The sequence below is a fragment of the Streptomyces sp. NPDC043952 genome, from assembly GCF_056435325.1.
This window is the reverse complement of record NZ_JBWKES010000050.1, coordinates 15,261-34,308: the sequence shown is the minus strand read 5'-3', so window position 1 is coordinate 34,308 and position 19,048 is coordinate 15,261. Positions and strand designations below refer to the sequence as shown.

At 69.6% G+C, this 19,048-nt stretch carries 18 protein-coding genes and 1 tRNA gene; 5 read left to right on the top strand and 14 right to left on the bottom strand.

The features are described from left to right. Positions 1-145: 145 nt before the first annotated feature. The 5 genes from AC069R_RS32240 to AC069R_RS32220 form a co-directional block, all read right to left on the bottom strand. Positions 146-601, bottom strand: coding sequence for a heat shock protein transcriptional repressor HspR (locus AC069R_RS32240; protein ID WP_366669293.1), 456 nt, complete (start codon positions 599-601; stop codon positions 146-148). 5 nt (positions 602-606) lie between these two features. Then, positions 607-1,779 carry a molecular chaperone DnaJ gene (dnaJ, locus tag AC069R_RS32235; RefSeq protein WP_397984873.1) on the bottom strand — a complete coding sequence of 391 codons (1,173 nt, stop codon included), beginning with the start codon at positions 1,777-1,779 and terminating at the stop codon, positions 607-609. 36 nt (positions 1,780-1,815) lie between these two features. Continuing rightward, complete coding sequence (grpE, locus tag AC069R_RS32230; RefSeq protein WP_478770256.1) at positions 1,816-2,490, bottom strand: nucleotide exchange factor GrpE; 675 nt, start codon at positions 2,488-2,490, stop codon at positions 1,816-1,818. Beyond that, on the bottom strand, positions 2,487-4,331 hold the full coding sequence (gene dnaK, locus AC069R_RS32225; RefSeq protein ID WP_478770255.1) for a molecular chaperone DnaK: 1,845 nt from the start codon (positions 4,329-4,331) through the stop codon (positions 2,487-2,489). The genes grpE and dnaK overlap by 4 nt, the downstream gene beginning before the upstream one ends. Positions 4,332-4,425: 94 nt before the next feature. Beyond that, on the bottom strand, positions 4,426-5,457 hold the full coding sequence (locus AC069R_RS32220; protein ID WP_478770254.1) for an MraY family glycosyltransferase: 1,032 nt from the start codon (positions 5,455-5,457) through the stop codon (positions 4,426-4,428). A gap of 220 nt (positions 5,458-5,677) precedes the next feature. Between AC069R_RS32220 and AC069R_RS32215 the strand changes: the two genes are divergently transcribed. Then, positions 5,678-7,960 carry a (Fe-S)-binding protein gene (locus AC069R_RS32215; protein ID WP_478770253.1) on the top strand — a complete coding sequence of 761 codons (2,283 nt, stop codon included), beginning with the start codon at positions 5,678-5,680 and terminating at the stop codon, positions 7,958-7,960. 926 nt (positions 7,961-8,886) lie between these two features. Here the strand turns inward: AC069R_RS32215 and AC069R_RS32210 are convergent. Continuing rightward, positions 8,887-9,210 carry an antibiotic biosynthesis monooxygenase family protein gene (locus AC069R_RS32210; RefSeq protein WP_478770252.1) on the bottom strand — a complete coding sequence of 108 codons (324 nt, stop codon included), beginning with the start codon at positions 9,208-9,210 and terminating at the stop codon, positions 8,887-8,889. Between the two features lie 256 nt (positions 9,211-9,466). Here AC069R_RS32210 and AC069R_RS32205 point away from each other — a divergent pair, with 256 nt between their 5' ends. Together AC069R_RS32205 and AC069R_RS32200 are read left to right on the top strand one after the other, a co-directional pair. After that, on the top strand, positions 9,467-10,948 hold the full coding sequence (locus AC069R_RS32205; RefSeq protein WP_478770251.1) for an FG-GAP and VCBS repeat-containing protein: 1,482 nt from the start codon (positions 9,467-9,469) through the stop codon (positions 10,946-10,948). A 54-nt stretch (positions 10,949-11,002) separates the two neighbouring features. Continuing rightward, positions 11,003-12,109, top strand: a complete 1,107-nt coding sequence (locus AC069R_RS32200; protein WP_478770250.1) for a Yip1 family protein — start codon at positions 11,003-11,005, stop codon at positions 12,107-12,109. 84 nt (positions 12,110-12,193) lie between these two features. On the opposite strand, the gene AC069R_RS32195 is transcribed toward AC069R_RS32200, so the two are convergent. Both AC069R_RS32195 and dcd read right to left on the bottom strand, forming a co-directional pair. Further along, entirely contained in the window at positions 12,194-12,691 is a 498-nt protein-coding gene (locus AC069R_RS32195) for a phosphoribosyltransferase (protein WP_397984881.1), read from the bottom strand. Between the two features lie 13 nt (positions 12,692-12,704). Continuing rightward, complete coding sequence (gene dcd / locus AC069R_RS32190; RefSeq protein WP_285556852.1) at positions 12,705-13,280, bottom strand: dCTP deaminase; 576 nt, start codon at positions 13,278-13,280, stop codon at positions 12,705-12,707. A 544-nt stretch (positions 13,281-13,824) separates the two neighbouring features. Between dcd and AC069R_RS32185 the strand changes: the two genes are divergently transcribed. Further along, a tRNA-Gly gene (locus tag AC069R_RS32185) sits at positions 13,825-13,898 on the top strand. A 329-nt stretch (positions 13,899-14,227) separates the two neighbouring features. On the opposite strand, the gene AC069R_RS32180 is transcribed toward AC069R_RS32185, so the two are convergent. The 6 genes from AC069R_RS32180 to AC069R_RS32155 all read right to left on the bottom strand — a co-directional run bounded on the left by AC069R_RS32180 (position 14,228) and on the right by AC069R_RS32155 (position 17,720). Continuing rightward, positions 14,228-14,617, bottom strand: a complete 390-nt coding sequence (locus AC069R_RS32180) for a hypothetical protein (RefSeq protein ID WP_478770249.1) — start codon at positions 14,615-14,617, stop codon at positions 14,228-14,230. A gap of 72 nt (positions 14,618-14,689) precedes the next feature. After that, positions 14,690-15,130: a DUF5615 family PIN-like protein gene (locus AC069R_RS32175; RefSeq protein ID WP_478770248.1), complete on the bottom strand. Its 441-nt coding sequence runs from the start codon at positions 15,128-15,130 to the stop codon at positions 14,690-14,692. Next, on the bottom strand, positions 15,130-15,771 hold the full coding sequence (locus AC069R_RS32170; RefSeq protein WP_478770247.1) for a DUF433 domain-containing protein: 642 nt from the start codon (positions 15,769-15,771) through the stop codon (positions 15,130-15,132). Before AC069R_RS32170 ends, AC069R_RS32175 begins: the two co-directional genes overlap by 1 nt. A gap of 189 nt (positions 15,772-15,960) precedes the next feature. After that, positions 15,961-17,115, bottom strand: coding sequence for a tyrosine-type recombinase/integrase (locus AC069R_RS32165; protein ID WP_478770246.1), 1,155 nt, complete (start codon positions 17,113-17,115; stop codon positions 15,961-15,963). Further along, complete coding sequence (locus AC069R_RS32160; RefSeq protein WP_249836078.1) at positions 17,115-17,327, bottom strand: helix-turn-helix domain-containing protein; 213 nt, start codon at positions 17,325-17,327, stop codon at positions 17,115-17,117. The genes AC069R_RS32165 and AC069R_RS32160 overlap by 1 nt, the downstream gene beginning before the upstream one ends. A 135-nt stretch (positions 17,328-17,462) precedes the next feature. Beyond that, positions 17,463-17,720, bottom strand: a complete 258-nt coding sequence (locus AC069R_RS32155) for a helix-turn-helix domain-containing protein (protein WP_478770245.1) — start codon at positions 17,718-17,720, stop codon at positions 17,463-17,465. Between the two features lie 482 nt (positions 17,721-18,202). Here AC069R_RS32155 and AC069R_RS32150 point away from each other — a divergent pair, with 482 nt between their 5' ends. Continuing rightward, positions 18,203-19,045, top strand: a complete 843-nt coding sequence (locus AC069R_RS32150) for a helix-turn-helix domain-containing protein (protein ID WP_478770244.1) — start codon at positions 18,203-18,205, stop codon at positions 19,043-19,045. The last annotated feature ends 3 nt before the right edge of the window (positions 19,046-19,048 follow it).

The following is a 19,048-nucleotide window of genomic DNA, read 5'->3' as shown; positions in this document are numbered from 1 at the left end:
AGGAAAAGAGGGGTTTGTCCCTCTCCCGGGCCCCGCCGCCTTCTTCTCCCGTCCCTCCGCTGTTCCCGTAGGCCCGGGGGGCGCGGGGGGCCCCGCGGACGGGGTGCGTCCGCGGCCCCCTCGCCGTGCGTGGTGCCGCGCGCGGTCAGTCGCCCTGCTGCGGGGACCGCTTGGGCCGCCACACGACCAGCGCGCTGGTCTGCTGGACCTCCTGGTACGGCACCAGGTCCCGGCGGTAGGAGGCGTGCACGGCGGCCTCGCGCTGGCGCATGGCGGCCGCCGCGCCGTCCAGGGCCGCTTCCAGCTCCGCCACACGGGACTGGAGCGCGGCGACCTGGTTCTCCAGTTCGATGATGCGCTTGATGCCGGCCAGGTTGATGCCCTCGTCCTGCGACAACTGCTGCACCTGGCGGAGCAGTTCGATGTCACGGGCGGAGTAGCGCCGGCCCCGGCCCGCGGTGCGGTCCGGGGAGACCAGGCCCAGGCGGTCGTACTGGCGCAGCGTCTGCGGGTGGAGTCCGGAGAGCTGGGCCGCCACCGAGATGACGTAGACCGGGGTCTCCTCGGTCAGTTCGTACGGATTGCGCCGGCGGCCTTCCATCACCCTCAAGCTCCCTTCGCGGCCTCGAACAGCTCCGCCCGCGGGTCCTCGCCCGCGGTGGCCTCGCGATACGCCTCCAGTGCGTCACGAGCCTTCCCCGACAGGTCCTGCGGAACACTCACCTCGACGGTGACCAGGAGGTCGCCGCGGGTGCCGTCCTTGCGGACCGCGCCCTTGCCGCGGGCCCGCATGGTCCTGCCGTTCGGGGTGCCCGGAGGCAGCTTCAGGGTGACCGGCGGACCGCCCAGGGTCGGCACCCGCACCTCGCCGCCGAGCGCGGCCTCGGCGAAAGTGACCGGGACGGTCACCGTGAGGTTGTCGCCCTTGCGGCCGAACACCGGGTGCTCGCCCACGTGCACGGTCACGTACAGATCGCCCGCCGGACCGCCCCGCTCGCCGGGGGCGCCCTTGCCGCGCAGCCGGATCCGCTGCCCGTCGGTGACCCCCGCCGGGATGCGGACCTGCATGGTGCGCGAGGACTTGGCGCGGCCGCTGCCCTTGCAGTCCGGGCAGGGGTTCTCCGCGATCAGACCGCGGCCCTTGCAGTCGGGGCACGGGTCGGTGAGCGAGAAGCCGCCGCCCGAGCCCCGCGCGATCTGGCCGGTGCCGACACAGGTCGGGCACACCCGAGGGGTGCCGTTCTTGTCGCCGGTGCCGGAACAGGCCTTGCAGGGCTGCTGGGAGGTCATCCGCAGCGGCACCGTGGCCCCCTCGATCGCCTCGGTGAAGCTGAGGGTGACCTCGGTGTCCACGTCCTGGCCGCGGCGCGGCTGCGTACGGGTCGCCCCGCCCGCGCCGCCCCGGTTGAACAGGCCCCCGAAGACGTCACCGAGTCCGCCGCCGAAGCCCCCGCCCTGGGCGGTGCCGCCTCCGAAGAGGTCGCCCAGGTCGAAGTTGAAGTTGCCGCCGCCGGCGCCGGGTCCGGGGCGGAAGCCGCCGCTCCCGAACAGGGCGCGCGCCTCGTCGTACTCCTTGCGCTTCTTGGGGTCGCCGAGGATGTCGTTCGCCTCGGAGATCTCCTTGAAGCGCTCCTCGGCCTTGGCGTTGCCCTTGTTGGCGTCCGGGTGGAACTCGCGCGCGAGCTTCCGGTACGCCTTCTTGATCTCGGCCTCGGTGGCGTCCTTGGGGACGCCGAGGACCTTGTAGAAGTCCTTCTCGATGAAGTCCTTGGTGCTCATCCCCGACGTCCCTCCTTCCCGTCCGCTGTGATTACGTCAGCCCTCCTCCGGGCCACCGTTCTCCTTGTCGTCGGCCGCCTCGGACTTCTCCTCGGCGCCCTCGGCCTTGCCCGCCTTCTCCGGCTTCGCGGCCTGCGCGCCGGGCTGCGGCTCGGCCACGGCCACCCGCGCGGGGCGGATGGTGCGCTCGCCGATGCGGTAACCGGGCTGCAGGATCGCCACGCAGGTCGTCTCGGTGACGTCCGGCGCGTAGCTGTGCATCAGGGCCTCGTGGATGGTCGGGTCGAAGGGCTCGCCCTCCTTGCCGAACTGCTGGAGGCCCAGCTTGGCCGCGACGGTCTCGGTCGACTCGGCCACCGACTTGAAGCCGCCGACCAGTTCGCCGTGTTCCCGCGCCCGGCCGATGTCGTCGAGCACGGGCAGCAGCTCGGTCAGCAGGTTCGCGATGGCGACCTCCTTGACCGTGGCCCGGTCCCGCTCGACCCGGCGGCGGTAGTTCTGGTACTCGGCCTGGAGGCGCTGGAGGTCCGCGGTGCGCTCGTTCAGCGCGGTGCGTACCTGGTCCAGCTGGGCGACCAGACCGGCGTCTGCGTTCGCGTCCCCGGCCGGGGCCGCCCCCTCCTCGGGGGCGGCCTTCGGCTCGGCGTCGTCAGGGGTGGCGCCGGAGGGGACGTCGGGCTTCTCCTCGAAGCCCGGAGTCTCCTCCGTCACGCGGCACCGTCCTTGCGCTCGTCGTCCACGATCTCGGCGTCCACGACGTCGTCGTCGGCCTTGGCCTGGCCGGCACCGGCGTCACCGGCACCCGCGGCCTGCGCGCCCTGGGCGTCGGCGTACATCACCTGGCCGAGCTTCTGCGAGACGGCCGCGACCTTCTCGGTGGCGGTGCGGATCTCGGCGGTGTCCTCGCCCTTGAGCTTCTCCTTCAGCTCGGCGACGGCGGACTCCACCTCGGTCTTGACCTCGCCGGGGACCTTGTCCTCGTTGTCCTTGAGGAACTTCTCGGTCTGGTAGACGAGCTGCTCGCCCTGGTTGCGGGTCTCGGCGGCCTCGCGGCGCTTGTGGTCCTCCTCCGCGTAGCGCTCGGCCTCCTCGCGCATGCGGTCGACCTCGTCCTTCGGCAGCGAGGAGCCGCCGGTGACGGTCATCTTCTGCTCCTTGCCGGTGCCGAGGTCCTTCGCCGTGACGTGCATGATGCCGTTGGCGTCGATGTCGAAGGAGACCTCGATCTGGGGGACGCCGCGGGGCGCCGGCGGCAGACCGGTCAGCTCGAACATGCCGAGCTTCTTGTTGTAGGCCGCGATCTCGCGCTCGCCCTGGTAGACCTGGATCTGCACGGACGGCTGGTTGTCCTCGGCCGTCGTGAAGATCTCGGAGCGCTTCGTCGGGATCGTCGTGTTGCGCTCGATCAGCTTGGTCATGATGCCGCCCTTGGTCTCGATGCCGAGGGACAGCGGGGTGACGTCGAGCAGCAGGACGTCCTTGACCTCGCCCTTGAGGACACCGGCCTGGAGCGAGGCGCCGATGGCGACGACCTCGTCCGGGTTGACGCCCTTGTTGGCCTCCTTGCCGCCGGTCAGCTCCTTGACGAGCTCGGCCACGGCGGGCATACGGGTGGAGCCACCGACGAGGACGACGTGGTCGATCTCGTTGATGGAGATGCCGGCGTCCTTGATGACGTTGTGGAACGGCGTCTTGCAGCGCTCCAGCAGGTCGGCCGTCAGCTGCTGGAACTGGGCGCGGGTGAGCTTCTCGTCCAGGTGCAGCGGGCCCTCGGCGGAGGCCGTGATGTAGGGCAGGTTGATCGAGGTCTCGGTGGACGAGGACAGCTCGATCTTGGCCTTCTCGGCGGCCTCGCGCAGGCGCTGGAGGGCCATCTTGTCCTTGGACAGGTCCACGCCGTGGCCGGACTGGAACTGCTTGACCAGGTAGTCGACGACGCGCTGGTCCCAGTCGTCACCACCGAGGTGGTTGTCGCCGTTGGTGGCCTTCACCTCGACGACGCCGTCGCCGATCTCCAGCAGGGACACGTCGAAGGTGCCGCCGCCGAGGTCGAAGACGAGGATCGTCTGGTCGTCCTTGTCGAGGCCGTAGGCCAGCGCGGCGGCCGTCGGCTCGTTGACGATGCGCAGGACGTTCAGGCCCGCGATCTCGCCGGCCTCCTTCGTCGCCTGGCGCTCGGAGTCGTTGAAGTACGCCGGGACGGTGATGACCGCGTCGGTCACCTTCTCGCCCAGGTAGGCCTCGGCGTCCCGCTTCAGCTTCTGCAGGATGAAGGCGGAGATCTGCTGGGGGTTGAAGTCCTTCCCGTCCAGCTGGATCTTCCAGTCGGTGCCCATGTGGCGCTTCACGGACCGGATGGTCCGGTCCACGTTGGTGACGGCCTGCCGCTTGGCGACCTCACCGACGAGCACCTCGCCGTTCTTCGCGAAGGCGACGACGGACGGCGTGGTCCTGGCACCCTCGGCGTTGGTGATGACGGTGGGCTCGCCGCCCTCCAGAACGCTGACGACGGAGTTAGTCGTGCCCAGGTCGATGCCGACCGCACGTGCCATGGTTGATTCCTCCAGCTGACTTGAGTGGAACAGACTCAAGTGTGCACGAGCCGGCCGCCGGGGTCAACAGACCTGAGTCATCCGGACTCAAGTCTTATCCGTTCCTTACACGCAACCGCCCGTTGACCTGCGAAGACGCCAGGCGACGGGGTCGCTGGACCGGAATCCGCACGGGCGCCCGCAGCAGGACGAGCACCAGGACGGCCGCCCCTCCCGCCACCCACAGCCCGGCCTCCCTCCCCGCCCACCCGGCGTGCACCAGCACCCCGGCGAGCACCGCGCCGAACCCGCACACCCCGAGCACCACCACGGCCCCCGGCTGGGTGAGCCCGAACCGCCGCAGCCGGTGCACCAGGTGGTCCGGACCGCGCCGCAGCAGCGGACGGCGCCCGAGCAGCCGTACGACGACCACCAGGACGGCGTCCGCGAGGGCGACGGCGCCGAAGCAGAACAGCACGGCCGCGCTCGGGCCGATCGCGTACCCCGCGCGCGTGAAGACGACCGCGGAGGAGAGCAGGAATCCGGTGAACAGCGAGCCGCAGGCGCCGAGTCCGACCCGCGCGGGATGCCAGTTGTGCATCAGGAAGCCGGTGAGGGCGGCGGCGAACACGCTGAGCAGCACGGCGAGCGCGTCCATCACCTCGATGGCGGCGCAGACACCGGCCCCGAAGGCGGTGATCACCCCGACGGTCCCGGCCAGCCCGTCCGCGTGATCGAGCCCCCGGAAGGCGAGCGAGACGACGACGATCCCGGCCACGGCGAGCGCGCCCCCGGCCGCCCCCGTCTCGTCGTACGGCACCACGCAGGCGGCGGCCACCGCCGTACCGGCGGCGATCACCCGGCCGCGCAGCCGCCAGACGTCGGCGACCAGGCCGAGCAGACCGACCCCCACGGCGGCGAGCAGCAGCCCGCCGACCTCGTCCCCCAGGGGGGCGACATGGGTCCATTCACCCGTCCAGGCGACCAGCGAGGTGACGGTGACGACGGCGAGGCCGCCGAGCAGCGGAAGAGGGCGTGCCCGGCGCCGGTCGACGACCCCGGCCCGCAGGGCGGGCAGCCGGAGCAGCGCCGCGAGGACGGCGGTGAGCAGCAGGGCGGCGGAGGCCGCGGCGATCCCGTAGAGCACGGCTCTAAGGTAGGGGTGAAAGTAGCAAATCGGGATGAATAACACGATCAGATTGCCCTGAGGGTGATCAGCGCGCCACCATGGGCGACCCCTCAGCGACCCATATCACCCCGCGCTCCCCTGCATCGCGACGGAAGATAGGGGTAGTCTCAGAGAACCGCATAAGTTACCGCTTAGTAATGTCCGCTCGGTCAATTCGAGGCCGCCCTCAGGAGCCCCAATGCAACTCGCCGCGATCATCGTGTCGCTGGTCCTGATCGTGGTCGGCGTGGCACTGTTCGGCCGCGCCCTCCTCCAGATCTTCCACTTCATGCGCCTCGGCCAGCCGGTGCCGGCCGGGACCAGGACCAACGACCCCGCACAGCGCACCGTCACCGTGGCCAGGGAGTTCCTCGGCCACACCCGGATGAACCGCTGGGGCATCGTCGGCGTGGCGCACTGGTTCGTGGCGGTGGGCTTCTTCTCCCTGCTGCTGACGATCGTCAACGCGATCGGCCAGCTGTTCAAGGCGGACTGGATCCTGCCGGTCATCGGCGACTGGGCGCCGTACAACATGTTCGTCGAGTTCGTCGGCACCATGACCACGCTCGGCATCCTGGTGCTGATCGCGATCCGCCAGCTGAGCAGGCCGGACAAGCCGGGCCGCAAGTCCCGCTTCGCCGGCTCGAACTTCGGCCAGGCGTACTTCGTGGAAGCCGTCATCCTGATCGTCGGCATCTGCATCTTCACGCTGCACGCCCTGGAGGGCGCCCAGCACCACGTCGACGGCTACGAGGCGTCGTTCTTCATCTCGTATCCGGTCGTCGCCTGGTTCAAGGGCATGAGCGTCGGCACGCTCCAGAACCTCACCTACTTCTTCGCCGGCCTGAAGATCGCGACCTCCTTCATCTGGATGATCACGGTCGCCCTGAAGACCGACATGGGCGTGGCGTGGCACCGCTTCCTCGCCTTCCCGAACATCTGGTTCAAGCGCAACGCGGACGGCGGGACCTCGCTCGGCGCGCTGCTGCCGATGACCTCGGGCGGCAAGCCGATCGACTTCACCGACCCCGGCGAGGACGACGTCTTCGGCGTCTCCCAGGTCGAGCAGTTCTCCTGGAAGGGCCTGCTGGACTTCTCCACCTGCACCGAGTGCGGCCGCTGCCAGTCGCAGTGCCCCGCCTGGAACACCGGCAAGCCGCTGTCCCCGAAGCTGCTGATCATGTCGCTGCGGGACAACGCGCACGCCAAGGCGCCGTACCTGCTGGCCGGTGGCGGCAAGACGATGGAGGGCGAGGAGAAGGCGTCCGCCGAGGCCCTCAAGGACGTCCCGGCCGCCGCCCTGGCCGAGGCCGAGCGCCCGCTGATCGGCACCGCCGAGGAGAACGGCGTCATCGACCCGGACGTGCTGTGGTCCTGCACCACCTGCGGCGCCTGTGTCGAGCAGTGCCCGGTGGACATCGAGCACGTCGACCACATCGTGGACATGCGCCGCTACCAGGTCATGATCGAGTCGGCCTTCCCCTCCGAGGCGGGCACGATGCTCAAGAACCTGGAGAAGAAGGGCAACCCCTGGGGCCTGGCCAAGAAGCAGCGCCTGGAGTGGACCAAGGAGGTCGACTTCGAGGTCCCGGTCGTCGGCAAGGACATCGAGGACCTCAGCGAGGTCGAGTACCTGTACTGGGTCGGCTGCGCGGGCGCGCTGGAGGACCGCGCCAAGAAGACGACGAAGGCGTTCGCCGAGCTCCTGCACATCGCGGGCGTCAAGTTCGCGATCATGGGCGGGGACGAGAAGTGCACCGGTGACTCCGCCCGCCGCCTGGGCAACGAGCCCCTGTTCCAGGAGCTCGGCATGGAGAACGTGATGGCCCTGAACACGGCGTTCGGCGAGGAGCTGGACGACGACGGCAAGGTCACCGCGGAGTCCAGGAAGCCGAAGTCGGCGAAGAAGATCGTCGCCACCTGCCCGCACTGCCTGAACACGCTCGGCAACGAGTACCCGCAGCTCGGCGGCGACTACGAGGTCATCCACCACACCCAGCTGCTCCAGCACCTGGTGGACGAGGGCAAGCTGATCCCGGTCACGCCGGTCGAGGGCATCATCACCTACCACGACCCGTGCTACCTGGGCCGCCACAACAAGATCTACACGCCCCCGCGCGAGATCATCGGCAAGGTCCCCGGCCTGCGCAACGAGGAGATGCACCGCCACAAGGAGCGCGGCTTCTGCTGCGGCGCGGGCGGCGCGCGAATGTGGATGGAGGAGCGGATCGGCAAGCGCATCAACAACGAGCGCGTGGACGAGGCCCTCTCCCTCAACCCGGACATCGTCTCCACGGCCTGCCCCTTCTGCCTCGTCATGCTGACCGACTCGGTCAACGGCAAGAAGAACGACGGCAAGGCAAAGGAGTCCATCCAGGTCGTCGATGTCGCCCAGCTCCTGCTGGACTCGGTGCGCACCCCGGTGGACCCGGCGGGCGACGCGGAATCCGCCACCACCCCGGAACCCGAACCGGTCAAGTAACGGCCCCTACGTCCCCCTGAAACCCGCCAACGCCCCCTGCTTCGCACAGGCAGGGGGCGTCGGCGTGTGCGTGTGCGGGGGCCGGGGGATGTCGGGGGGTGGGGGTGAGGGGGAGGAGGGAGGGCAGGGGGCAAGGGGTTGCGTCGCGCCGCCGCCGGGGGCTGGGGCGGGCATGGGGCCGGGGCGGGTCCGGACGGCCAGAAGGCCGGGCGCGGCGGCCGGGTGCGGGCCGGGTCCGGCAGGTGGGTGGGGCGGGACAGCCAGAAGGCCGGGCGCGGCGGCCGGTGCGGCGACCACATGCGGGCCGGGACGGGCACGTGGGCGGGGCGGGCATTGGCCGGGACAGGCACGTGGGCGGAGCGGGCAAGTGGCCAGGGCAGGCTGGGACGGCCAGAAGGCCGGGCGCGGCGGCCGGGTGCGGGCCGGGTCCGGCAGGTGGGTGGGGCGGGGCGGGACAGCCAGAAGGCCGGGCGCGGCGGCCGGTGCGGGCCGGGGCGGGCACGTGGACGGGTAGTCCGGAGAACAGAGGCCGGAACTGAGGAGCGGCCGGGAACGGGCCGCGGGCCGATGGCCGGGCGCGAGCCGATAGCCGAGCACAGGCCGATAGCCGGGCCGTGTGGGGCCCGAGGTGGGGCCCCGGCCCACGCGCGCGTGGCCTCGCCGGCCGATGCCCGGAGCATCTGGCGTGCGCCGGCCGATCGGGCCGGCTGGCGGGTGCGCCGGGGGCCCCGCCACGCGCAGCAACCGCCGGCGCCGTACGAGATCACACCGCAGCCACGGTCGTCGTACGAGGTCGGTTCCGTGGCGCCGTGGGCGAGGCGTGTGCCCAGCCCGGCGCGCCGGCCCGTCCCCGCGTGGGGCGCCGGCGTTCCGCCGGGAACGCGGCGCTGGACCTCGTGGCACCGCCGAGGCCCAGCGCCGAGCGGTCACGCGGTCTTCGGGGCCGCCTGCTGCACCACGTCGAAGGACCACAGGGTGGAGCCGGAGGCGGCCGGCTTGGGGCGCTCGCCCCCGGCGCCGCCCTGGTGAGCGGCCTTCATCGGGCCCTCCATCCACGCCTGGAACGAGGCCTCGTCGCGCCAGCGGGTGTAGACGAGGTACTGGTCGGTGCCCTCGACCGGGCGCAGCAGCTCGAACCACTCGAAGCCGTCGGAGTTCTCCACCGTGTGCGCCCGCGAGGCGAACCGCTTCTCCAGGACCTCCCGCTGCTCGGCGGGCACGGTCAGCACATTGATCTTCACTACGCTCATGGGTCCATCCTGCGCCACCCGCCCCGCTCCCGCCGCAGGGGCACCCGGTAACTCGCCACGGACATCACACACTTAACGGCCGTCACCGAACTCCCGTACAACTCCCGTACAACCCTTGCCCGCCACCGCGCGTCTCCTGATCGCCGACCGCCCGGTGAACCCGGCGTCACCACACGACGAACCCGGATGGACACGGACGGTCCGCACCCAACCGACCGAGGACGCCGCCCGGCATCCTCCGCACGCAGGAGAACGCATGCACCTGCACCGAAGACTCGCCCTCGCGACGGCCACCGCGGCCGCGCTGACGGGCGGTCTGCTCACCTTCGCCGCCGCCCCCGCCACGGCCGCCGACTCCACCCGTGTCGCCAAGGCCGACTTCAACGGCGACGGCATCGGCGACCTCGCCACCTCCGCCGCCACCGCCTACGTCGGCGGCCACAAGGGCGCCGGCGCGGTCGTCGTCATGTACGGCTCCAAGACCGGCGTCTCGGCCGCCAAGCGCACCCTGCTCACCCAGGACACCGCAGGCGTCCCCGGCAGCGCCGAGGCGGGCGACGAGTTCGGCGGCGACCTGGCGTACGCCGACTTCAACGGCGACGGCTACGACGACCTCGCCGTCAGCTCGCCGCACGAGAAGGTGGGCAACGACACCGACGGCGGCTCCGTCGCCATCCTGTGGGGCTCCAAGAGCGGCCTGACCGGCAAGGGCGTCAATGTCGCCGACCCGGCCCCCACCGCCCACGACTACTGGGGCGAGAGCCTGGCCGCCGGCGACTTCGACGGCGATGGCAAGGCCGACCTGGTCGTCGGCAGCAGCAGCAACACCCTCGACCTCTACCGGGGCGGCTTCACCACCGCCGGCACGCCCCACAGCCGTACGACCGTCAGGACGCCGGTGCGGGCGGGCACGGCCGGCAGCTCCTACGGGCCGCTGGACCTGACCGCGGGCGACGTCAACGGCGACGGCCGTACCGACCTCGTGGTGGACGGCTTCGAGACGAAGACCAAGTACCAGTGGAACACCAACTACTGGCTGCCCGGCTCCTCGACCGGCCTGAACGCCTCCGCCGCCAAGGCCCTCAAGCCCGGCATCGTCACCGCCATCGGCGACGTCAACGGCGACGGCTTCGGCGACATCGTGACCGGCGCCGACTGGGACGCGAAGACCACCGACGGCACCACCGTCCCGGACGCGGCCGACGGCGGCAAGGTCAGCGTCACCTACGGGTCCGCCTCCGGGCCCGCCACCACCACCGCCATCACCCAGAACACCGGCAACGTCCCCGGCTCCTCCGAGAAGGGCGACACCTTCGGCTGGGACCTGGACCTCGGCGACATCAACGGCGACGGCTACCAGGACCTCGTGATCAGCGCCCCGGAGGAGGACCTGAACGCAGTCACCAACACCGGCATGGTCACCGTCCTGTACGGCTCCAAGGCCGGTGTGAACACCACCTCCGGCGCCCAGTCCTTCGCCCAGAGCACCACGAACGTCCCCGGTCAGGACGAGAAGGACGACCTGTTCGGCACCGACGTCAAGCTCGACGACGTCACCGGCGACGGCAAGGCCGACCTGATGGTGGGCTCGTTCGAGAACGGCGGCGACGGCGCGGTCACCTACCTGCCCTCCGACGGCAGGAAGATCACCGCGATCGGCTCCCGCTCGGTGTCGCCCGCCGCGGTCGGGGTGTCCACGACCGGGGTGCCGCAGTTCGGCTCCGTCTTCGCGGACTGAGACGGTTCAAACCCGGAACCATCCCTGGTGAAAGGGCTGACGGACCCTTAGGGGATGTCACAGGTCGGCCGCAATGCCGGGCCCGGACCGCCGGGCCCGGCACACCACTCTCCGGGACCAGGTACGTTCGATGACGTGGCTGGATTCAGGATCGGACGCGGGGGCGGGGACGACCGCACCCCCCAGGGACAGCAGGCGCCGCAGGGACCGTCGTACGGCCGCCCCGGCCCCTCGGGCGGGCGGCGCGGCCCGTCGCCGTACGGACAGCAGGGCCCGCAGGCGCCGGGACAGGGCGCGGGTCGGCCGTCGTACGGCTACCCGTCGCCGCAGCCGCCGCAGCCGCCGTACGGGCAGCCGTCGTACGGCCGGCAGTCGTACGGGCAGCCGCCGCACGCACCGCAGTCGTACGGGCCGCAGCAGGGCCGGCCGGGCGGCCACCAGGGTCCGGCGGACGACGGCCCGGAGTACTTCGACGACGGCTACGGGGGCGGCGCGCCGGACCCGTACGCGGCCAACAATCCGGGCCACACCCAGGCCTTCTCGATCGACGAGGCCGCCGGCTACACCCAGGGCGCGACCTACCAGGCCGGCTCCGCCGCCGCGCCCGCCGCGCCGCTGGGCCCGCCACTGCCCTGGAAGGAGCTGCTGCGGGGGATCGTCCTCTCCCCCGACCCGACGTTCCTGCGCATGCGGGACTACGCGATGTGGGGCCCGGCCCTGATCGTGACCTTCCTCTACGGGCTGCTCGCCGTCTTCGGTTTCGACGACGCCCGCAAGGAGGCCATCGGCGCCACGCTGTCCAACGCGGTGCCGATCGTGCTGATCACCGCGGTCGTGATGGTGCTCGGCCTGTTCGTGCTCGGCGTGGTCACCCACACCCTGGCCCGCCAGCTCGGCGGCGACGGCGCCTGGCAGCCCACGGTGGGCCTGTCCATGCTGATCACGGCCCTCACGGACACGCCCCGCCTGATCTTCGCCATGTTCGCCGGCGGCGACGCGGGCTTCGTCCAGATACTCGGCTGGGCCACCTGGCTCGGCGCGGGCGCCCTGCTCACCCTGATGGTGTCCCGCTCCCACGACCTGCCGTGGCCGAGGGCGCTGGGCGCGTCGGCGATCCAGCTGATCGCGCTGCTGTCGATCGTGAAGCTGGGCACGTTCTAGCCCCGGTCATACGGAAGGGCCCCTGCGCGGTTTCCGCCGCCGGGGGCCCTTCTCCGTGTGCGCTGCTTCCGTGTGCGCTGCAGCTCAGGCGTCGAGCACCTGGTCCTCCCGCTGCACGACGGGCGGCTCCACGCTCCACGGGAAGTTGATCCAGTCGTCGGTGCGCTTCCAGACGTACTCACACTTCACGAGGGAGTGGGACTTCTCGTAGATCACCGCGGAGCGCACCTCGGCGACGGTGTCGAGGCAGAAGTCGCGGACCAGCTTCAGCGTCTTGCCGGTGTCGGCGACGTCGTCGGTGATCAGGACCTTCTTGTCGGAGAAGTCGATCACGTTCGGCACGGGCGCGAGCATGACCGGCATTTCGAGGGTGGTCCCCACGCCGGTGTAGAACTCGACGTTCACCAGGTGGATGTTCTTGCAGTCGAGGGCGTAGGCGAGCCCGCCGGCCACGAACACGCCGCCTCGGGCGATGCTGAGCACGATGTCCGGCTCGTACCCGTCGTCCGCGATGGTCTGCGCCAGCTCGCGGATGGCGCCGCCGAACGCCTCGTAGGTCAGATTCTCCCGCACGTCACTCATGTTCTGGATGCCCTCACACCTGGGTCCGATGGAAATTGACATAGGACCGCGAGGCGGTCGGCCCGCGCTGGCCCTGGTACCGCGAGCCGTAGCGCTCACTGCCGTACGGGAACTCCGCGGGCGAGGACAGCCGGAACAGGCACAGCTGGCCGATCTTCATCCCCGGCCACAGCTTGATGGGCAGGGTGGCGAGGTTCGACAGCTCCAGGGTGACGTGACCGCTGAAACCGGGGTCGATGAACCCGGCGGTGGAGTGGGTGACCAGACCGAGCCGGCCCAGCGAACTCTTGCCCTCAAGGCGCGAGGCGAGGTCGTCGGGCAGCGAGATGACCTCGTACGTCGACGCGAGCACGAACTCACCGGGGTGCAGGATGAACGGCTCGTCCCCGTCCGGCTCCACGAGCCGCGTCAGATCGGGCTGCTCGACGGAGGGGTCGATGTGCGGGTACCGGTGGTTCTCGAACACCCGGAAGTAGCGGTCCAGCCGGACATCGACGCTCGAAGGCTGCACCATGGATTCGTCGAAGGGATCGATCCGTACCCGCCCGGCGTCGATCTCGGCCCGGATGTCCTTGTCTGAGAGAAGCACATAGCGAGGATACGCAAGGCGCGCGGAGCCATGACAATCGTGACGACTCCGCGCGCCGATGGTGACGAGGCGGCTACGCCGCGTACGTACTGGCTTCGCCGCCTACCCCTGCTTCTGCAGGGCGACCGGTACGACGCTGCGGAGCCGCGCGCATCGAGGGCACCGCATGAGCCGACCGGGACCGAGCCGCTCGGCCTGCTGCATCGGGAACGAAGCGGTGCTGAAGACGTGCCCATCGGCACAGCGGACGACGGTGCGTTCCATCAAGTCCCTTAAGTCCCTTCCCCAAGAGCCTCGCCGGGCCGACCAACCCGACGACAAAAGCCACATTACGGGATCAAAGAGACGACTCTCCAGGCGGCACTCCGACCCCGCCCGGGCCCTCCGCCAGGCCCCCACCGTACGCCCCAACTCCCGCCGCCCGCAGCCGGATCCCCACCCTGAAACCCACTCAGCCCTCCGGACCGCGAGCACCGGGAGCCCGCGATGAGGTACAGTGATCGAGCGTCGGACGGGGCCCCTCGGGGACTTTGTCCGTACATACGCGGGTGTAGTTTAATGGTAGAACATCAGCTTCCCAAGCTGAGAGCGCGAGTTCGATTCTCGTCACCCGCTCCAGATTGAAACCCCAGGTCAGCGGCCTGGGGTTTGTTTGTTGTCTAGGCCAATTTGAGGGCGGCGTGCCCTCCATGTGCCCCAAGTCGAAGCCTGGCACCCACCCGGAGGGCCTCCAAGCCCCGAATCGAGGCCAACATCGCCAGAGCGTCCCAAATATTGAGACGCATTTTTGGTGACCTGGGCCACACGTCGAGCAAATGGCAGTCAAGTTGCTTTAGCAAATGGAGAGTTCACGGTTGCCCCACTAGATGATCAATTCAAAGGCACGCCTGCGGAGGGGGTGGGGTGGGCGGCGGGCTGCCGGCCCCGGTTGAGGTGGCAGTGGGCGGTCAGGCGTCAGGGTCGACTTCGGGGTGCGTGAACCGCACGGGCTTGCCCAGCGACCGGGCGTAGGCGATTTCGGCTCGGGTGCTGTCTCCGATGTAGTCGCCGACTACGAGCACCTCATCAGCAAGCCGGATCTTCGCCCGGTGCAGATCGTCGAGTCGAACCTTCAGCGCCTCGGCCTCGACAGGATCGGACCAAAGTTCGTGCGGCGACTTCATGTCACAGCCCGGTTTGACGACAATCTTTCCGGCTTTGGTCTCCCGCAGATCGGCCTCGTTCATCTCGGTCATGAAGCGGGTGGAGCCGCAGATCACGACGATACGCGGGAGGCGCAACAGCTTCTTCGCGTCGGCGAGCTTCTCCTCGGGGGTGAGCTGTCGCCGGTATGACACGGGTGCCTCCTGGTGGTGTGGTCCAAGGGGTGCCTGCGGAGACGAGAACGAGGGTCGTCTCGTCTGGCGCGACTATCGCGGCCAATAGCGAGGCGGTTCCTTGGCGGGGTCAACCAGATCGAACCGCTGCTTACTACCGGGGTTCAGCCCCTTGATGTGAACGAGCTGCTGACTTTCCGCTGTGTCGAGTTCACGGACGATCAGAGGCATGGCGGCGATCACAGCACCCATGGCCAGACCCAGGCCCGCCATGCCCTTATGGCCGTGGCTGAACCGAATGTGATGCATGCCGGACTTCTTGATCGCAGCCGTCTCCGACGGGTCCTCCAGCTGACGTCCGTCCTTGGTGAGAAAGGCTTCGAAGCCTCTCTTCGCAGCGTCGGGAAGAAGGGCGAGGTCTTTCTTCCCTGTCCACTTGATCTCGCTGACATGGCGTACCTCATGCCCAGGCAGCAGTCGCCTGAGCATTTCCAGCATCTGTACCGGGACGTTCTCGTCGATGAGGATTCGCATCAGGCAGCGCGCGGTCCTGGGCTGTAGCTGTCCACATACAGGGCGAAGGACACCGCATCGCGAGCAGCCTCTGCCGTCACGCCGGGGTAGTAGTCGGCGATCTTCTCAGGGGGGATGCCGTCCTCTACCAGCTCTGCGACTGCGTCGAACGGCACACGGGTGCCGGTGATCACCGGCTGCCCTCCCTGCGTGTCCGGATCCACACTGACGTGTTGCTTGGGTCGCAGGAGGTGTGGGACGACGACACCGGCGCGGGGCGCGAACTCCTGAAGGATGTCGGCCATAGTCGCGATGACCCGCTGCCCAGGGTGCTTGACGAGATCCGTTGCGTGGTCGTCGCTGCTGTCGCCGACAAGGACGATTGAGTCGCCCTCAGCGACCAGGGAGTAGCTGGACAGGTGCTCGACCTCACCGAACCGCTTCAGTGTGGCCAGAGCCTTGCGGATCTTCTGCAGCGAGACGTCTTGCCGGAGGATCGCAAACGCGCGTAGCGCCAGCACGTCTCGGAAGGAGTACAGAGCAGGCTTGGCAGCGAGCTCCGGGCGGAGGATGGGGCCGTGGCCCCGGTCTTGCCGCCATGAGCGCAGTTGCCCAGTGGTGGCTCCGGAGAGAGCCGCAGCCATACGAGTCGAGTACGCCATGGTCCACTCCCTCCAGTCCTCACGAGATCTTTCTACCCGACAGCATCCCAGTTCCGCGCTCCAGGACGCTACAGGAAGTACGGGAGACAGGACCGAAGTCGGCCCTTGCCCCCTTCGCGCGGAGAGCGGCAGCGCGGCCAGTTCCGGGGGCGGCCTTTTCAGCCGGCCCCCGGAGCGAGGACAGGAGGCTCATGCCTCGCGAGTGCTTCGCTGCTCACCTGGCGGAGCGTCGCGGAGCCTCGCGCATACCTCGGCGTCGATGCCCTGTGCCAGCTTGCGCTGGTGCTTCGCCGTCGAGTGCTGGTAGATCAGCTGGGCGCGCTCCGAGGACTGGCCGGCGCGGACCATGAGGTCCTTCAGCTTGGCGCCGGTGTCGGCGGCGAGGGTGTTGCCGGTGTGGCGGAGGTCGTAGAAGCGGAAGTTGTCCGGCATGCCGACGTTGGTGCGAGCCTTGCGCCACTTGCGGCCGAAGGTCGAGCGGCGAAATGGGGCGCCCTTCTCACCGACGAAGATCAGGCCGTCCCGTTCCTTCTCGGCGAACCACTGCAGGTGGCGGCGGAGCTCCGGGAGCAGGAAGTCGGGCAGGTACACGGTGCGTTTGCCCGCGCGGGACTTGGGGTCGCCTGTGACTCGACGGCCGTTCGTCAGCTCCGGGGACGCCTGCGTGATCCGCAGAGAGCATTCGTCGAGATCGACACTGTGACGGCGCAGCTCGGCCAGTTCCTCCGGGCGGAGGGAGGCGAAGGCGCCGAGCAGGACCATCAGGCGCCAGCGCGGGCCTATGGCGTCGGCGAGGTCGAAGACCTGCGCGATGGTGGCCGTGGGACGCTCGTCGGCCTCCTCCTTGCCCGCGCCCTTGATACGGCACGGGTTGGTGCGCAGGAGGTCGTCGTCGACCGCCGTCTGCAGGATGCCCTTCAGCAGGCGGTACGACTTGGCAACCGTGGTGGAACCGGTCGCTTTGAGGCGTTCGGCTCGCCACGTGCGGACGGAGGGCGGGGTGATCTCGTCCAGGTCCTTGCCGCCGAAGGTCGGCAGGATGTGCCCGCGCAGCAGACCTCCGTACCGGTCGACCGTGGTCGCGGCCAGGCCGCGCTCCTCCACCCAACGCAATGCGTATTTCTTGAAGTTGAGCGCGCCGGCATCCGGGTTGTGCCAGGTGTTGCGCTCGATGTCGGCCCGGACGAGGTTGAGCCAGTCCTGGGCGTCGGACCTGGTCTCGAACGTCTCCGGTGCGGTGTACCGCTGGCCGTCCGGTCCGATGTAGCGGGCCTGCCACCGGCCCGAGGGGAGCTTGCGGACCGTACCGAACTCGCGCCGCCGCTGCGGCTTGCGTCCCGCCATCAGGCCGCCTTCCCGTAGCGGGCACGGCTGCGGCGGACCGGCTCGACGGTGCGCGCTTCGACGTACTCGGCGACCGCGCTCTCGGGGATGCGCACCGGGCGGCCGAGCTTGACGTAGCGGATACGGCGCTCGGCGATGAGGCGGCGGACGAAGCGCTCGCCCGTGCCGAGCAGCTCGCCGGCCTCGGCCACGGTCAGGAGGCGGTCAGCCATTCACAATCACCTCCTTCGCGGTGCACTGAGAGCGGGAGCGGGCAGGGGGTATTGCAGGTCGGCGCAAGGGCGAAGCGTCCTTTACTCGGGGAAGCGGTTCGGGGCGGCAGCAGTCCGGGCCAGTGGCAGGCGGGCCTACGCGGCTTGAACCCCGTGGAGAAGTGCCAGGGACGAGACCCGGAGGGCCTGGGCGAGGGCGACGACGTCGTCGATGTCGCAGCGGCGTTGGGCGCGTTCGATGCGGGACAGCATCGTGTTGGTCATCGGACGGCCGAAAGCGGAGACGCGGGCGGCGAGCTCGCGCTGGGCGAGGCCGCGTTCGGTGCGGAGGATTTCGATGGTGCGAGCGGTCCGTATTCCGGCCGGACCGATTTCCACGGATCGTGCAGCCATAGCTCCATTTGTAGCTCCGGATCGCCGGTTTGGTTAACCGGCGATCGTCGGCTATGTTGCGCCCGGCGCAGCGGCCGGGACCTACCTACGGGCTGGGTTTCGAGCATCCGGTTGGCGGTATCTTCGCCAGCCCGGAGACATGCTCTGACGTGAGGTGTTGTGTTGTAGCTTGCGCTCGCAGCGGGAGTCAACGGTTCTCGATGTGATGCTTCTGGCTTCATCTGACGGAGCATTATTTCGGCAACCGCCGATTCGGGTTTATAGTTTTGGTCCCTCGCTCGCCGTAAGCGTTCGCCGTCAGCTGTCTGATTTCCCGGCGGAATGCTGGACTTGTGCGGCATGGGTGTGGCTGTCTTGGCCATACGACGCCACCAGCGCTCCCCCGCTCCTTCGGGCCGGGGCTGTGCGCCACCCCCCTCCCTGTACACCGCCCGCCAAGGGCCGCCCGCACCTCACCGTCCTCACCTAGGAGCCGCCGCCTCATGAGCCACGACGCCCGCGAATGGGTGTGGAACCACAGCCACAGCAAAGGCACCGCCCGCTTGGTCCTCGCTCTGATCGCCGACCGGTGCATCGACCGTCGCTGCATCGCGTACGCGTCCGTGCCCACCCTCATGAAGCGCGCGAACGCCTCCCGCACCGCGGTGCGGGAGGCACTGGCCAAGCTGATCGCCGGCGGGGAGCTGGTGCCGCTGCCCGGACGCAAGGGACCACGGGGAGAGACGTATTACCACCTGCCGGACGCTGCCCGGTTCCTCGCCGAACAGGCTGCCGAGGGGGATCAGGATCTGACCCTCCCAGGGGGTCAAAATCCGCCCCCCGGGGGACCGGAATCCGACCCTGCCGACGGCTTCGACGGGGGGCCGGAATCTGATCCCCCGGTACGGAATGTGACCCCCAGGGGGGTCGGATTCAGGCCCTCAGGGGGTGCGGATTTCGACCCCCAGAACAGAAGAGAACCGAAGGTGAACGGTAGTAACAGCAGCAGCCCTGCCCCGCTCATCCCAGCTACCGACTGGCGGATCGACATCGACGCCCGGGCCTGGCTGCAGGACCACGGCCACCTCGCCCGACTCGGCGAGCATGCCCTGCACGCCGCCGACGCGAAGTGGCGCACCTACCGGGCCACCTGGGATCCCCGCACCGCTGCAGCCTGGGCTGCCGACTGGCGCGCGTGGATCGCCCGCGAGCGTACCCCCGCCGCCGGACGCCCCAACCTCTACGCCCTGCCCGGCGGCACGCCCACCTCGACCACCGGCATGACGCGCTCCGAAGCGCACATGGCCGCCCTGCTCGCCGCCCTCGACGAACCGACCGGATCGTAAGGA

Coding starts and splice junctions, on each gene's coding strand:
- AC069R_RS32240 (WP_366669293.1), bottom strand. CDS start 601: ATGGAAGGCCGCCGGCGCAATCCGTACGAACTGACCGAGGAGACCCCG.
- dnaJ (WP_397984873.1), bottom strand. CDS start 1,779: ATGAGCACCAAGGACTTCATCGAGAAGGACTTCTACAAGGTCCTCGGC.
- dnaK (WP_478770255.1), bottom strand. CDS start 4,331: ATGGCACGTGCGGTCGGCATCGACCTGGGCACGACTAACTCCGTCGTC.
- AC069R_RS32215 (WP_478770253.1), top strand. CDS start 5,678: ATGCAACTCGCCGCGATCATCGTGTCGCTGGTCCTGATCGTGGTCGGC.
- AC069R_RS32210 (WP_478770252.1), bottom strand. CDS start 9,210: ATGAGCGTAGTGAAGATCAATGTGCTGACCGTGCCCGCCGAGCAGCGG.
- AC069R_RS32205 (WP_478770251.1), top strand. CDS start 9,467: ATGCACCTGCACCGAAGACTCGCCCTCGCGACGGCCACCGCGGCCGCG.
- AC069R_RS32200 (WP_478770250.1), top strand. CDS start 11,003: ATGTCACAGGTCGGCCGCAATGCCGGGCCCGGACCGCCGGGCCCGGCA.
- AC069R_RS32195 (WP_397984881.1), bottom strand. CDS start 12,691: ATGAGTGACGTGCGGGAGAATCTGACCTACGAGGCGTTCGGCGGCGCC.
- AC069R_RS32175 (WP_478770248.1), bottom strand. CDS start 15,130: ATGCGAATCCTCATCGACGAGAACGTCCCGGTACAGATGCTGGAAATG.
- AC069R_RS32170 (WP_478770247.1), bottom strand. CDS start 15,771: ATGGCGTACTCGACTCGTATGGCTGCGGCTCTCTCCGGAGCCACCACT.
- AC069R_RS32165 (WP_478770246.1), bottom strand. CDS start 17,115: ATGGCGGGACGCAAGCCGCAGCGGCGGCGCGAGTTCGGTACGGTCCGC.
- AC069R_RS32160 (WP_249836078.1), bottom strand. CDS start 17,327: ATGGCTGACCGCCTCCTGACCGTGGCCGAGGCCGGCGAGCTGCTCGGC.
- AC069R_RS32155 (WP_478770245.1), bottom strand. CDS start 17,720: ATGGCTGCACGATCCGTGGAAATCGGTCCGGCCGGAATACGGACCGCT.
- AC069R_RS32150 (WP_478770244.1), top strand. CDS start 18,203: ATGAGCCACGACGCCCGCGAATGGGTGTGGAACCACAGCCACAGCAAA.